The 13,579-nt window shown below is 57.3% G+C and carries 12 protein-coding genes, 4 tRNA genes and 1 riboswitch; of the genes, 4 read left to right on the top strand and 12 right to left on the bottom strand.

What is annotated here, in order from left to right:
* Nucleotides 1–329: 329 nt before the first annotated feature.
* Nucleotides 330–406 (bottom strand) — tRNA-Arg (locus tag E4O97_RS16795).
* Between the two features lie 324 nt (nt 407–730).
* Here E4O97_RS16795 and E4O97_RS16790 point away from each other — a divergent pair.
* The 3 genes from E4O97_RS16790 to E4O97_RS16780 all read left to right on the top strand — a co-directional run bounded on the left by E4O97_RS16790 (nt 731) and on the right by E4O97_RS16780 (nt 1,851).
* A complete protein-coding gene (locus E4O97_RS16790; RefSeq protein ID WP_078822109.1) occupies nt 731–958 on the top strand; it encodes a hypothetical protein in 228 nt (75 codons plus the stop codon).
* Nucleotides 959–969: 11 nt separating this feature from the next.
* Entirely contained in the window at nt 970–1,149 is a 180-nt protein-coding gene (locus E4O97_RS16785) for a PA3371 family protein (RefSeq protein WP_248161781.1), read from the top strand.
* Nucleotides 1,150–1,524: 375 nt separating this feature from the next.
* The gene (locus E4O97_RS16780; RefSeq protein ID WP_003193592.1) at nt 1,525–1,851 is read left to right on the top strand and encodes an Arc family DNA-binding protein; all 327 of its coding nucleotides are present in this window, start codon (nt 1,525–1,527) and stop codon (nt 1,849–1,851) included.
* Between the two features lie 100 nt (nt 1,852–1,951).
* Here the strand turns inward: E4O97_RS16780 and mgtE are convergent, their stop codons facing one another.
* From mgtE to ltaE, 8 genes are all read right to left on the bottom strand, one after another.
* Nucleotides 1,952–3,394, bottom strand: coding sequence for a magnesium transporter (gene mgtE, locus E4O97_RS16775; protein ID WP_005790606.1), 1,443 nt, complete (start codon nt 3,392–3,394; stop codon nt 1,952–1,954).
* A gap of 349 nt (nt 3,395–3,743) precedes the next feature.
* A tRNA-Arg gene (locus tag E4O97_RS16770) sits at nt 3,744–3,820 on the bottom strand.
* Nucleotides 3,821–3,892: 72 nt separating this feature from the next.
* A tRNA-Arg gene (locus E4O97_RS16765) sits at nt 3,893–3,969 on the bottom strand.
* 108 nt (nt 3,970–4,077) lie between these two features.
* Nucleotides 4,078–4,168: transfer RNA gene (locus tag E4O97_RS16760), tRNA-Ser, on the bottom strand.
* A gap of 62 nt (nt 4,169–4,230) precedes the next feature.
* Nucleotides 4,231–4,419, bottom strand: a complete 189-nt coding sequence (csrA, locus tag E4O97_RS16755; protein ID WP_003175645.1) for a carbon storage regulator CsrA — start codon at nt 4,417–4,419, stop codon at nt 4,231–4,233.
* 175 nt (nt 4,420–4,594) lie between these two features.
* Nucleotides 4,595–5,836, bottom strand: coding sequence for an aspartate kinase (locus tag E4O97_RS16750; protein ID WP_005790609.1), 1,242 nt, complete (start codon nt 5,834–5,836; stop codon nt 4,595–4,597).
* A 95-nt stretch (nt 5,837–5,931) separates the two neighbouring features.
* The gene (gene alaS / locus E4O97_RS16745) at nt 5,932–8,550 is read right to left on the bottom strand and encodes an alanine--tRNA ligase (RefSeq protein ID WP_032879836.1); all 2,619 of its coding nucleotides are present in this window, start codon (nt 8,548–8,550) and stop codon (nt 5,932–5,934) included.
* A gap of 146 nt (nt 8,551–8,696) precedes the next feature.
* A complete protein-coding gene (gene ltaE, locus E4O97_RS16740; RefSeq protein ID WP_248131958.1) occupies nt 8,697–9,701 on the bottom strand; it encodes a low-specificity L-threonine aldolase in 1,005 nt (334 codons plus the stop codon).
* A 190-nt stretch (nt 9,702–9,891) separates the two neighbouring features.
* Nucleotides 9,892–10,061, top strand: a riboswitch (FMN riboswitch).
* Between the two features lie 113 nt (nt 10,062–10,174).
* Here ltaE and E4O97_RS16735 point away from each other — a divergent pair.
* Entirely contained in the window at nt 10,175–10,684 is a 510-nt protein-coding gene (locus E4O97_RS16735) for a 6,7-dimethyl-8-ribityllumazine synthase (protein ID WP_032879834.1), read from the top strand.
* A gap of 147 nt (nt 10,685–10,831) precedes the next feature.
* Here the strand turns inward: E4O97_RS16735 and astE are convergent, their stop codons facing one another.
* The 3 genes from astE to astB are packed head-to-tail and all read right to left on the bottom strand — an operon-like array spanning nt 10,832 to nt 13,508.
* On the bottom strand, nt 10,832–11,836 hold the full coding sequence (gene astE, locus E4O97_RS16730; RefSeq protein WP_216091992.1) for a succinylglutamate desuccinylase: 1,005 nt from the start codon (nt 11,834–11,836) through the stop codon (nt 10,832–10,834).
* An 11-nt stretch (nt 11,837–11,847) separates the two neighbouring features.
* Nucleotides 11,848–12,135: a hypothetical protein gene (locus tag E4O97_RS16725; protein WP_003175651.1), complete on the bottom strand. Its 288-nt coding sequence runs from the start codon at nt 12,133–12,135 to the stop codon at nt 11,848–11,850.
* Between the two features lie 26 nt (nt 12,136–12,161).
* Nucleotides 12,162–13,508, bottom strand: a complete 1,347-nt coding sequence (gene astB, locus E4O97_RS16720; protein ID WP_248161780.1) for an N-succinylarginine dihydrolase — start codon at nt 13,506–13,508, stop codon at nt 12,162–12,164.
* Nucleotides 13,509–13,579 lie beyond the last annotated feature (71 nt).

Below are 13,579 nucleotides of genomic sequence, written 5' to 3'. Positions count from 1 at the left end.
CTTCAACCACTTGCGCTTAAGATCTCTCCGAAGCGGGAGGCGAATTCTACAGGGATTTGCATGTGCGTCAACCCCATTAAATCAAAAAACTCAAAACTCCCATTTGACCTGCCGTGCACCAGGCCTGGAGCCTCTGTGAATCTCTATATATAGAGAAGGGAGCCAGCGCATTGCCCGCACTGGATACTCCTGACGCAAAAAACAACCTGCAACAAATGCCAGGCTATCAACAGATAGCAGGATTCAGATCGAAGGAAATGCAGCAGAGAGAAAAGCGGATGTCTTGTAGATAGCACTAAACGCCATGGCAGGCGTTCAGTCTATAAAGATGGTGTCCCAGGGCCGGTTCGAACGGCCAACCTTCCCCTTAGGAGGGGGATGCTCTATCCAATTGAGCTACTGGGACAAATGACAAGCGCGTCGCGGATGAGACCAGCGACAGACGGCGTGCATATTAACGGTCGAGGTAGTTTTTGTCATGTCGTCCTTAGGCATTTTGCTTGTAGGGCGATCCTTGCACATATCTTTATAGCTTCACCCAGTAAACACGGGGGACTTGCAGTGATCGTGCAAATTGCACTACCTCAAAATGCCATCATTGCAAACTGCAACCCGAAGCCCCCACATAGGCAAATCAACTAATTGATTTTAAAGGGAAAATAGTTTGGCACGGCATCTGCAATGTTCTTTGCATAATCCCAGCGAACCAAGCACCGCGGAGAACATGACCATGAATAGCATCCTACTATTAGCTCTCAATGCCGTAGCCCTGGCCGCACTGGTGATATTTCATTTCCAGCCAGTCAATACTCAAGATGCCGCACTGGCCAGCCAAGCAGTTCCCCATCATCTGCAACAACGCCCCCAGCTGGCGGTAGTCACTGCTACCGAGCAGTCACCCGTTCTCCTGACCCAAGAAACACAAGCAGCACCTACATCCGAGCACTGGGTTTTCTGAGATAACTATCAATGTCCAAACCTGCCTGGCTTTTTCTATGCTTGACCCTCATGGCAGGCTTTCTGGCCCTCGCTACTGACTCCCCTGGAGTTCAAGCCACCGCCTTCATCGTCAGCGCCGTGTTTGGTAGCCTACTGATATTGGCCCTCATCGCCGGTCGCCGAATCAAGTTCGATCCATTGCTGCGCTAACCCCCTCCCCCCCTACCTTATGTCGAATCACCCTAGCAAATCGGCAAACTGCCACTAGGCTTAAGACTGAGGGCAAAAGGCCATATTGCGCTGCGCCCTTCAACCCAGATGCGCCGTAGCCCTGGGCGTTGATGGACTAGCACTGCATCAGCGTCAAAGTTTTCAAACCAGTCCGCAAAAATGCAATTCAGTACTGGCACAAAGCCTTTAGGCGGTTCAATATTTGTCACAGAATTGACGCCAATGAAATGGCAAATCTGAGGCATGATGCGGCCTCTTTGCAATTCGGGTTGAACTTTGGTCGTGAGCCTTGTCTTAACACTCATCTTGCGGCCAATTCCAGAAACCGCTCCCCTGAACTAACCGGTTAAATATATGCGCCCATTGAAACAGGCAATTTATTCCAGCCGTACGGCTGACAAATTCGTCGTACGTCTGCCAGACGGAATGCGGGAACGCATTGCCGAGGTGGCTCGCAATCATCACCGCAGCATGAACTCTGAAATCATCGCACGCCTGGAACAAAGCCTTATTCAGGAAGGTGCCTTGGGTGAAGAGTTGAGCATGCGCCTGGATAGCCCGGAGCTGTCACTGCACGAACGCGAACTGCTGCAGCGTTTTCGTCAGCTCTCCCACCGCCAGCAAAACGCCCTCGTCTCGCTTATAGCTCACGATGTTGAGGCGGCCGCAGAAGCCAATTGATTGACACTGAAAGCCGAAGCCAGCCATGTGCTGGCTTTTTTTTGCCTGAATTTTGGAGATGGGGAGCAAAGCGGGGGCAGACATGCCCCCGCAGAAAGGATCAGAGCAGGAAGATCGTTGCCAGGCCCAGGAAGATGAAGAAGCCACCACTGTCAGTCATGGCAGTAATCATCACGCTGGCTCCCATGGCGGGATCGCGACCAAGGCGCGCGAGGGTCATAGGGATCAACACCCCCATCAAGGCAGCCAGCAGCAGGTTGAGGGTCATGGCGGCCGTCATCACTACGCCCAAGGACCAACTGCCATAAAGGAGATAGGCCACCACACCAATCACTCCACCCCACACCAGGCCGTTGATAAGGCCCACAGCCAGCTCCTTGCGCAGTAGGCGTGAAGAGTTGGCCGTACTCACCTGATCCAGCGCCATGGCCCGCACGATCATGGTGATGGTCTGGTTACCGGAGTTACCGCCGATACCCGCCACAATCGGCATCAACGCTGCCAATGCCACCAGCTTTTCGATTGAACCTTCAAACAACCCGATGACACGAGACGCGATAAATGCCGTGATCAGGTTAACCGCCAGCCAGGCCCAGCGGTTATGCAGAGAACGCCAGACTGACGCAAAAATGTCTTCCTCTTCACGCAAACCCGCCATGTTGAGGACTTCGGTTTCACTCTCTTCACGGATCAAGTCAACGATTTCATCGATGGTCAGACGACCGATCAACTTGCCGTTCTTGTCGACCACCGGAGCCGAGATCAAGTCGTAACGCTCAAAGGCCTGGGCCGCGTCGTAGGCATCTTCGTCAGGATGGAAGCTGACGGTATCGCTGGCCATCAGGTCAGCTACTTTCTTCTCTGGATCATTTACCAGCAGGCGCTTGATCGGCAACACGCCTTTGAGAATTCCCTCGTAGTCGACCACGAACAGCTTGTCGGTATGGCCCGGCAGCTCTTTGAGGCGACGCAAGTAACGCAGTACCACTTCCAGACTGACGTCTTCGCGGATGGTGACCATCTCGAAATCCATCAGCGCACCGACCTGGTCCTCGTCATAGGACAGCGCCGATCGCACGCGCTCACGCTGCTGCGTATCGAGCGCCTCCATCAACTCATGAACAACATCCCGGGGCAGCTCAGGTGCCAGGTCGGCCAGTTCGTCCGCATCCATCTCCTTGGCGGCGGCCAGGAGCTCATGATCATCCATGTCGGCGATCAGCGTTTCACGGACCGAGTCAGACACCTCCAGGAGGATGTCACCGTCGCGATCGGCCTTGACCAACTGCCAAAGGGTCAGTCGATCATCCAGCGGCAAAGCTTCGAGGATGTAGGCAACGTCGGCGGAGTGCAGGTCATCGAGCTTGCGTTGTAACTCGACGAGGTTTTGCCGGTGAACCAGGTTTTCAACGCGGTCGTGGTTCGGACCTTCCTGGCGGTGCGTGAGGTCTTCGACCACGCGCTGGCGCTGCAGCAGCTCGATGACTTGAGCCAGACGATCCTGCAGGCTTTCTTGTGTTTTCTTTACTTCTACTTCGGTCATAGGCGAACTCCACTCCCAGCAGCGGGGCACGCCGGAAGGATCAATCAGTCAATTCATGATTGGTAAAACGGGGTACTGAGTCACTACTGGGTAAGTCCATGGAGGTATTCCACAAGCCCCGACGGGGCTGACGGGCGCATGATACACCGCCCGGCCGTTTTAAACGTTAAAAAACTGGAAAGAACAAGCGCTTGCGAGCCAATGTTCAGTATTGGCTGCACCTATAGAAATGCGACGACACGCAGGAGGGGGAAAACACATGGGAAAGATAAAAAGACCCACACCAGGATAAAACCTACATAAACCCCAGACGGCAAAAAGCCCGCACTAGGCGGGCTTTTTGTTTGTATGGTGCACTCGACAGGATTCGAACCTGTGACCGCTCGGTTCGTAGCCGAGTACTCTATCCAGCTGAGCTACGAGTGCAGATTGTGTTTTTAGACCAGATCACAACTGGTTGAAGCCGAGCTACCTGCATCGCTGCAACTAACTCTTAAATGGTGCACTCGACAGGATTCGAACCTGTGACCGCTCGGTTCGTAGCCGAGTACTCTATCCAGCTGAGCTACGAGTGCATTTGTTGCCGCGCATTATAGGCCGTTCAATCTCTATGTAAAGCTATTTTTTCGAGTATTTTCAACAACTTACCGAAAAAACCAGATTGCAACGTACTAAGCAAATAATGGCGGAGAACGGGGGATTCGAACCCCCGACACCCTTTTGAGGTGTACTCCCTTAGCAGGGGAGCGCCTTCGGCCACTCGGCCAGCTCTCCGCAACACGGGGCGTATATTAACCACGTTCATCCCCGTTTGCAAACATAAAAAACGATAAAAATTAAAGGCTTGGTTCTTCGTCCTTCTCTTTCTTGATCCGCAGGTAGATTTCCTCGCGGTGAACCGCTACCTCTTTTGGAGCGTTAACCCCAATACGCACTTGATTGCCTTTGACGCCGAGCACGGTCACGGTGATTTCGCCATCACCGATAATCAGGCTTTCTGCGCAACGACGAGTCAGAATCAGCATGCCTTTCTCCTCACGCATTTCAGTTCAGGAACAACAGTCTGCAAAAAAAAGGCATTCGACCTACAACCCAAAAGCCGTAGCCCTACACACCTAAGTATTGTCGAGCCCACGCAAAAGAACATGCGCCCCACAAAAAAATGAAAGGCGCGGTAAACCGCGCCTTCCTGGCAACACATCACTCGCCCTGTCGGGCCGGAGCGTCAAGCTCAAAAGCGGTATGCAGCGCGCGTACAGCCAGTTCCAGGTACTTCTCTTCGAGCACTACCGAGACTTTGATTTCCGAAGTGGAAATCATCTGGATGTTGATACCCTCCTTGGCGAGGGCCCCGAACATACGGCTGGCAACGCCGGCATGGGAACGCATGCCCACCCCTACGATCGATACCTTGGCAATCTTGGTATCGCCGACCACTTCACGGGCGCCAATCTCGCTCGCTGTGTTCTGCAGGATTTTCAATGCCGCATCGTATTCGTTGCGGTGCACGGTGAAGGTGAAATCGGTGGTGTTATCGTGCGAAACGTTCTGCACGATCATGTCGACTTCAACATTCGCATCGCTGACAGGACCCAGAATCTTGAAAGCCACGCCCGGGGTGTCTGGCACGCCACGGATCGTCAGCTTGGCTTCATCGCGGTTGAAAGCGATGCCGGAAATGATCGGCTGTTCCATGGATTCCTCTTCATCAATAGTAATGAGGGTGCCCGGACCCTCCTTGAAGCTGTGCAATACGCGCAGCGGAACGTTGTACTTGCCGGCGAACTCCACCGCGCGAATCTGCAACACCTTGGAACCAAGGCTGGCCATTTCCAGCATTTCTTCAAAGGTGATCTTGTCCAGGCGCTGGGCCACTGGCACGACGCGCGGGTCAGTGGTGTAGACGCCATCCACGTCGGTATAGATCTGGCATTCGTCAGCCTTGAGCGCTGCCGCCAGTGCCACCCCCGTGGTGTCAGAACCGCCACGCCCGAGGGTGGTGATGTTGCCTTGCTCGTCCACACCTTGGAAACCCGCTACAACTACCACGCGCCCAGCCTTCAGATCAGTACGAATTTTCTGATCATCAATCTGCAGGATACGCGCCTTGGTGTGCGCGCTGTCGGTGAGAATGCGCACCTGGCTGCCCGTGTAGGACACCGCCGGCACGCCACGCTTGTTCAGAGCCATGGCCAACAGCGCAATGGTTACTTGCTCGCCCGTGGACACAATCACATCCAGCTCACGTGGCAACGGCTGTTGATCCCCACTGATAGCCTTGGCCAGGTCGATCAGGCGATTGGTCTCGCCGCTCATGGCTGACAGCACCACAACCAGGTCATCGCCGGCATCGCGGAATTTCTTAACCTTGTCGGCGACCTGCTCGATTCTTTCTACAGAGCCGACCGAGGTGCCTCCAAATTTCTGTACGATCAAAGCCATTTCCAAGCCGCCTCAGCCCGTAAAGGGGCGCCTAATATCCAATCCACCCGCACTGAACAAGCCCGTGACTAGACCACGGGCCGATTAACAGTGCCTTAAATACCTGCCTCGACAAACGGCACGGTCAAGGCCAGGGCCGCATCCAGGGCACCGGCATCTACACCACCGCCTTGTGCCATGTCCGGACGACCACCGCCCTTGCCGCCCACTGCCGCAGCGGCTTGCTTCATCAAATCACCGGCCTTGAGTTGGCCAGTCAGGTCTTTGGTTACACCGGCAACCAGAACGACCTTATCCTCATGGACACTGCCGAGCAGGATCACTGCGCGGCCGAGCTTGTTCTTCAACTGATCGACCAAGGCCAACAACGCCTTGCCGTCCTGACCGTCCAGGCGCGCCGCCAGAACTTTCACATCCTTGACGTCAACCGCCGAGGCCGACAGATCATCGCCCGCAGCGCTGGCCGCCTTGGCCTGCAACTGCTCCAGCTGTTTCTCCAGCGCACGGTTGCGCTCCAGCACGGCAGACAGTTTGTCGATCAGATTGTCACGGCTGCCCTTGACCAGGCTGGCCGCTTCCTTGAGTTGTTCTTCGGCGGCATTGAGGTAAGCCAGGGCCGCAGCACCGGTCACCGCCTCGATACGACGCACACCGGACGCCACACCACCTTCGCTGATGATTTTCAGCAGGCCGATATCGCCGGTACGGTTAGCGTGGATACCACCACACAGCTCGACCGAGAAGCTACCACCCATGCTCAGCACGCGAACTTCGTCGCCGTACTTCTCGCCAAACAACGCCATGGCGCCCTTGGCCTTGGCGGTTTCGATGTCAGTTTCTTCAGTTTCTACCGGCGTGTTCTTGCGCACCTCGGCATTGACAATATCTTCCAGCGCCTTGATCTGCTCAGGCTTGATTGCTTCAAAGTGGCTGAAGTCAAACCGCAGGCGCTGGCTGTCGACCAGCGAGCCCTTTTGCTGAACATGCTCGCCCAGCACTTGACGCAAGGCAGCGTGGAGCAAGTGAGTGGCCGAGTGGTTCAACGCAGTTGCATGCCTTACGTCAGCATCGACCTGGGTATCCACTGGCGCGCCGACAGTCAGGCTGCCCAGTACCAACACACCGTGATGCAGGAAAGCACCGCCGGTCTTGGTGGTGTCGCGCACCTCGAAACGGCCGGACGTCGAGCTGAGGAAACCACAATCACCAATCTGGCCACCTGACTCGGCGTAGAATGGAGTCTGGTCCAGCACCACCACGGCTTCTTCGCCTTCGCTCAATACATCGACCGACTTGCCGTCTTTATAGATGGCAACGATCTTGGCCGAGCCGGCGGTAGCCTTGTAGCCGATGAACTCGGTGGGCACGTCAACCTTGACCAGGGTGTTGTAGTCCAGGCCAAAGGAGCTGGCGGAACGCGCACGCACACGCTGGGCTTCCATCTCACGCTCAAACCCGGCTTCATCGATGGTCAGCTCGCGTTCACGGGCGATATCGGCGGTCAGGTCCATCGGGAAACCGTAGGTGTCGTAAAGCTTGAACACCACGTCGCCCGGTACCACAGAGCCTTTGAGCTCAGCCAGGTCCTGCTCGAGAATCTTCAGACCGTGCTCCAGTGTCTTGGAGAACTGCTCCTCCTCGGCCTTGAGTACGCGCTCGATATTGCTCTGCTGCTGCTTGAGTTCCGGGAAGGCATCGCCCATCTCGGCAACCAGTGCAGCCACGATTTTGTAGAAGAAGCTGCCGGTGGCACCCAGCTTGTTACCGTGACGGCAGGCGCGACGGATGATGCGACGCAGCACGTAGCCACGCCCTTCATTGGACGGCAACACACCATCGGCAATCAGGAAGCCACAGGAACGGATGTGGTCCGATACCACTTTGAGCGACGACTGGCCTTCATTGGTGCAACCAATGGCCGCAGCCGAAGCGCTCAGCAGGTTGGTGAACAGGTCGATTTCATAGTTGGAATGAACGTGCTGCATGACCGCACTGATCCGCTCCAGGCCCATGCCGGTGTCTACCGACGGCGCCGGCAGCGGATGCAACACGCCATCGGCGGTGCGATTGAACTGCATGAACACGTTGTTCCAGATTTCGATGTAGCGGTCACCGTCTTCATCCGGCGAGCCCGGTGGGCCACCCCAGATGTCCGCACCGTGATCGTAGAAGATCTCGGTGCAAGGGCCGCACGGGCCGGTATCGCCCATGGTCCAGAAGTTATCGGAAGCGTAAGGCGCACCCTTGTTGTCGCCGATGCGAATCATGCGCTCGGCAGGTACACCGATTTGCTGGGTCCAGATGTCATAGGCTTCGTCGTCCGTCGCGTAGACGGTAACCCAGAGTTTTTCCTTGGGCAGTTTCAGCACGCCGGTCAGGAAGGTCCAGGCGAAGGTAATCGCATCCTTCTTGAAATAGTCGCCGAAGCTGAAGTTACCCAGCATTTCGAAGAACGTGTGGTGACGCGCGGTGTAACCGACGTTTTCCAGGTCGCTGTTCTTGCCGCCGGCGCGTACGCACTTCTGGCTGCTGGTGGCGCGAGTATAGGCGCGCTTTTCCTGGCCCAGGAAACAGTCCTTGAACTGGTTCATCCCCGCGTTAGTGAACAGCAGGGTGGGGTCATTGCCTGGGATCAAGGAGCTGGAGGCTACACGGGTGTGACCTTGCTCTTCGAAGAAGCGAAGGAAGGCTTCACGGATTTCTGCGCTTTTCATTAGGTTCTTCCACGGAGGCTGCGGCCAAAGGCCAGTGCGCAACATCATCAGACGGAGCGACGGCAAAGGGCCGCATTATATCGGCCCTTCGCCGGTGGTACAGCGTGTTTATGTGATAGAAACAGTCAATTAGACGGTCTGCACTGTCATTTCTGCGAAAATGCGACGAATGTCTGCACGACTTGCTCGATCTGTGCCCGGCTGACATCCAGATGGGTGACCATACGCAGGCGCGGCGCGGCACTCAACTTGATCCCGCGCTCTGCGGCAAAGGCTTTCAACGCCTGCGCCTGCTCGCCAATTTGCACATAGACCATGTTGGTCTGCACCGGCTCCACCGTGTAACCGACCTTGCGCAGCTCATCACCCAGCCACTGCGCGTTGGCGTGGTCCTCGGCCAGGCGCTGTACCTGATGATCCAGGGCATACAGCCCCGCTGCCGCCAACGAACCTGCCTGACGCATTCCGCCACCGACCATCTTGCGCAGGCGCCGGGCCTTGGCGATCAACGCCGTGGAACCGCACAGCACCGAGCCGACCGGTGCGCCAAGGCCCTTGGACAGGCACACCGACACCGAATCGAAATGCTTGGCGATGTCACGCGCACCCACCCCCAGCTTGATCGCTGCGTTGTAGATCCGCGCCCCGTCCAGGTGCAAGGCCAGGCCATGCTCACGGGTAAACGCACGCGCCTTGGCCAGGTACTCCATCGGCAGGACCTTGCCTTGCATGGTGTTTTCCAGCGCCAGCAAGCGCGTGCGGGCAAAGTGGAAATCGTCAGGCTTGATCGCCGCCAGCACGTGGTCAAGGTCCAGGGAACCGTCCGCTTGCACTTCCAGCGGCTGCGGCTGGATCGAACCCAGCACGGCCGCCCCGCCGCCTTCGTATTTGTAGGTATGGGCCTGCTGGCCGACGATATATTCCTCGCCGCGCTCACAGTGGGCCATCAATGCCAGCAAATTGCTCATGGTGCCAGTGGGCACGAACAGCGCGGCGGCGAAGCCCAGACGCTTGGCCAGTTCCGCCTCCAGCTTGTTGACGCTGGGGTCTTCGCCATAGACGTCATCACCGCTGACCGCGCCGGCCATCGCGTCGAGCATACCGGGGGTGGGTTGGGTCACGGTGTCGCTGCGCAGGTCAATCACGGTCATGAAGGGGGCCTCTAACGGAATGGATAAGTCCTTTTGTGTGTGATTACTGCGGGCAAAGCCACGCAATATCAAGCCCCCACTGCATTCAATCGAATACCAACCAAACAAACCGATATAGCTTATCGATACGGCAACCGTGCAGTTTTTGAAAAACCGTGTTAAAAACTCTCCGCCGCCAGGGTTCTGGCGGCAACGTTCTCAGGGCGGGGTGCAATTCCCCACCGGCGGTAATTGCACGCAATGTGCATAGCCCGCGAGCGCTTGGCGCCTCGAACTGCTCCGGCAGGACGGCGACAAGGTCAGCAGACCCGGTGTGATCCCGGGGCCGACGGTCATAGTCCGGATGAAGAGAGAACGGGATTGGCACCTAAGGGCCGCGCACTGACCTCATGCTTGCATGACGCCGTTGTGCATACCCTTAAATCCCATTCGATTCATAACGCCCTGTTTTTTTCTTAAACAGGAGTCAGAACATGCAACCCACCGCAATCGACAGCAAAAGCAAAAACCATCACGGCGAGCGCGTCGCGTTTATCCAGGCCTGCTGGCACAAGGATATCGTCGACCAATCGCGCAAAGGCTTTCTTGCCGAAATGATCGCCCAGGGCTATCAGGAATCGGACATCGACTTCTTTGAAGTCGGCGGTGCCTTTGAATTGCCCCTGCACGCCAAGTTGCTGGCCAAGACCGGTCGCTATGCCGGCATCGTCGCCGCCGCACTGGTGGTGGATGGTGGCATCTACCGGCACGAATTCGTGGCCCAATCGGTAGTCAGCGGTTTGATGCAGGTTCAACTGGAAACTGAAGTACCGGTGTTCTCGGTGTCCCTGACGCCGCACCACTTCCACGCCGGGAGCGAGCACACCACGTTCTTCTATGAACACTTCGTGCACAAGGGTCAGGAAGCTGCGCGTACCTGCGCCGATACCCTGCACAAGGTGCGGGCGATCCGCCGTAGTGAGCCGCGTGCTGTAGCGGTCTAAGCAACACTGCAAAACAACATGTGGGAGGGGGCTTGCCCCCGATGGCGGTGAGTCAGCTGCAGATGGGCTGACTGGTATACGGCTATCGGGGGCAAGTCGAAACGTCGCACCGCCCCTCCCACATTTGGATCCAGTTGGACTTAAGATTTAAGCCAACCCAGCATCCGTGGCAGGCACGATAAGAATCCCTGCGCGCAAACCATTCTTCACCTTCGGGTTGGGGAAGATGATGCGGGCACCCTCCTCCTCGATCACCCAGCGCGTCTTGGCCACGTCTTCGGCCAGCAGATAACCCTTTTCCAATTGCGAAAAGTTTTCCACATCCGCCGGCAGGTGCATCAGGAAGGCGTCGCTGTGCTTGATGACCTCGCGAGAGACGGCAAACAGTTGCAGGCCGTCCAGGCTTTCTGTCGGCGGCTCATCGCCTTCAATGATGTGCTTGAGGCGTGCCTCCAGCCGGGACACGTCCACGCTCTGGTTCTGCCCGAACGGCCGGGCCTTGCCCAGTTCCAGGGTGAAGGCTTCGGCTTCCAACTGTTCGTAGGTAAACGCAGTGAAAGTGATCGAGGTTTTGTTCTGCAGCAATACCGCTTGCATACCGCCGGCGTTCAGGCGCGCCAGTTCACGGCGCGAATGCTGACGCCCCTCCTTCCAAGGGTAGAGGGCAAACTGCTCGATCTTAGAACCACGAATCGCGGTGTGCAGGTCGTAGTGCAGGCGTGATCGACCGGGCTGGCTGAAAAAACTGCGCGCCAGTTGCTCGAGTTCGGCAGCGCGCATGGCCTCGGGGCCGATGTTGCTTTCATGCCGGCCGTTGAACAGCCGGTTGATGTCCAGTTCGAGATAACGCTCGCCGCGGCGCATGGCCTCGGGGTTGCCGAACAGGAACAGAATACGGGAGCGGGGTTTGATTTCCCCACGGGCGATGCCATGCAACAGGCGGTCGAGCAGTTCGATCGGCGCGGTTTCGTTGCCATGGATGCCGGACGACAGCAGCAGGTCGCCGCCATTGTCCCGAGCCTCAGGGGGGCGCACTTCGAGCGCGCCCTCGCTGAGCCAGCGCATCTGCACGCCGTCGACAGTCAGTTGAATTTTTTGCGCCGGTTCGCGACCGGCGAGGGTCAGTTCAAGCAGTTTGCCGAGGGCGAGCATAAGCAGCTTCCTTAGTGGTTGCAGCCAGGACCATGGACGTGATCGTCGTCATCACCCTCAACGTCGGCCGGTTCCATTTCCAGTTGCAGGCTCATCAGGTTGGTCGCCAAGGGACGCATCAGCAGGTTGGCGTACTCGGCGTCGCCCTCTTCGACGTCCACACCAATCAGCAGTTGGCCACGGCCGTCGTGCTGGATCCAGATCTCCTTGCCCTGCCAGACCACGGCAACGCGGGTGCAGGACGTTTCCAGCTGGGTGCCGTCGGTGTCTTCAAGGATCAGCTTCAGGGTGTCGGTCATAAATAAAATATCTCAGCCGTATGGCGTTAATTGATCTGGAAAGGATAAACCGAGCCCAGTTTAAGGATTTGCGTCAGTTCATCCAGTGCCGTCCGGCACTCAAGCAGCAACTGCGGGTCAGCCAGGTCGGTTTCGCGCAGGCTGTCGCGGTAGTGCTTGCCAACCCATTGGGTCAGGGTTTCGTACAGTGGCGCGGTCATGATAACGCCTGGATTCACCGCCGCCAGTTCGGTTTCGTTCAAGGCGACGCGCAAACGCAGGCACGCCGGGCCGCCGCCGTTCTGCATACTTTGCTTGAGGTCGAAAACGTTGACTTCGCGGATCAGCCCACCGGAGCTGGTCAGGCCCTGCAGGTAGTGCCACACACGCTCATTGCTGCGGCACTCTTCCGGCACAATCAGCAGCATCGAACCGTCAGGGCGGGTCAGCAACTGGCTGTTGAACAGGTAGGAACGCACCGCGTCCTCGACACTGACCTGGGCACGGGGTACGCAGACGGATTGGAAGTTGCCGCCCAGCTTGCCCAACTTGGCTTGCAGCTCGGCGAGCATCTGTTCGGTGTTGAGGAATGCGCCCTCGTGGTAGAACAGCATCTCGCCGTTGCCCACCGCGATTACATCGTTGTGGAACACGCCGGCATCGATCACCGCCGGGTTCTGCTGGGCGTAGACCACGCCGTCATCCTTCAAGCCGTGCAGGCGCGCGACTGCCTGGGACGCTTCAAGGGTCTGGCGCGCCGGGTACTTCTGCGGGGCCGGATAACGGCTGTCGAAGGCACTGCGGCCAAACACGAAGAACTCAACACCCGCCTCACCGTACTCACGGCAAAAGCGCGTGTGGTTGGCCGCGCCCTCATCACCGAACTGCGCCACCGCCGGCAAGGCGGCGTGGTGGGCAAAGTGCTTTGCATCGGCGAACATCGCGCCCAGCACGCGGCTGGTAGTGGGGTGCTCGATGCTGCGGTGGTATTTGCAATTGAGGTTGGCGGCAGTGAAATGCACGCGACCGTCTGCGGTATCAGCGCTCGGGCTGACAGTGGCCGCGTTGGCTACCCACATGCTGGAAGCCGAGCAGCTCGCTACCAGCAACGGCATGGCCTGCTTGGCCGCTTGCTGAATTACCTGGGCGTCGGTTCCGCTGAAACCCAGGTTGCGCAAAGCAGCCACATCCGGGCGTTCCTGGGGCGCCAACACACCTTGCACAAAGCCCATGTCCATCAGGGCTTTCATTTTTTGCAGGCCCTGCAACGCCGCTTCCTTGGGGTTGGAATGTTGCTGGCTGTTGCTTTGGGATGCGACGTTGCCGAAAGACAAACCGCCGTAGTTATGGGTCGGCCCCACTAGACCGTCAAAATTGACTTCACAGGATTTCATCGGCGAGGCTCCACGAACATCTGTTTTTATAGGCATCAAATTACTGAATACACCACAGTTCAAATGTGGGA

It is taken from the genome of Pseudomonas sp. W15Feb34, from assembly GCF_023127765.1.
Taxonomy (GTDB): domain Bacteria; phylum Pseudomonadota; class Gammaproteobacteria; order Pseudomonadales; family Pseudomonadaceae; genus Aquipseudomonas; species Aquipseudomonas synxantha_A.
Note: the sequence above shows the minus strand (reverse complement) of the source record. Positions and strands in the feature narration are given on the sequence as shown.

Bases quoted from the DNA above. Each gene is read 5' to 3' on its own strand.
- E4O97_RS16790 (WP_078822109.1), top strand. From the start codon at position 731: ATGAATAGCATCCTACTATTAGCTCTCAATGCCGTAGCCCTGGCCGCA.
- E4O97_RS16785 (WP_248161781.1), top strand. From the start codon at position 970: ATGTCCAAACCTGCCTGGCTTTTTCTATGCTTGACCCTCATGGCAGGC.
- E4O97_RS16780 (WP_003193592.1), top strand. From the start codon at position 1,525: ATGCGCCCATTGAAACAGGCAATTTATTCCAGCCGTACGGCTGACAAA.
- mgtE (WP_005790606.1), bottom strand. From the start codon at position 3,394: ATGACCGAAGTAGAAGTAAAGAAAACACAAGAAAGCCTGCAGGATCGT.
- csrA (WP_003175645.1), bottom strand. From the start codon at position 4,419: ATGCTGATTCTGACTCGTCGTTGCGCAGAAAGCCTGATTATCGGTGAT.
- E4O97_RS16750 (WP_005790609.1), bottom strand. From the start codon at position 5,836: ATGGCTTTGATCGTACAGAAATTTGGAGGCACCTCGGTCGGCTCTGTA.
- alaS (WP_032879836.1), bottom strand. From the start codon at position 8,550: ATGAAAAGCGCAGAAATCCGTGAAGCCTTCCTTCGCTTCTTCGAAGAG.
- ltaE (WP_248131958.1), bottom strand. From the start codon at position 9,701: ATGACCGTGATTGACCTGCGCAGCGACACCGTGACCCAACCCACCCCC.
- E4O97_RS16735 (WP_032879834.1), top strand. From the start codon at position 10,175: ATGCAACCCACCGCAATCGACAGCAAAAGCAAAAACCATCACGGCGAG.
- astE (WP_216091992.1), bottom strand. From the start codon at position 11,836: ATGCTCGCCCTCGGCAAACTGCTTGAACTGACCCTCGCCGGTCGCGAA.
- E4O97_RS16725 (WP_003175651.1), bottom strand. From the start codon at position 12,135: ATGACCGACACCCTGAAGCTGATCCTTGAAGACACCGACGGCACCCAG.
- astB (WP_248161780.1), bottom strand. From the start codon at position 13,508: ATGAAATCCTGTGAAGTCAATTTTGACGGTCTAGTGGGGCCGACCCAT.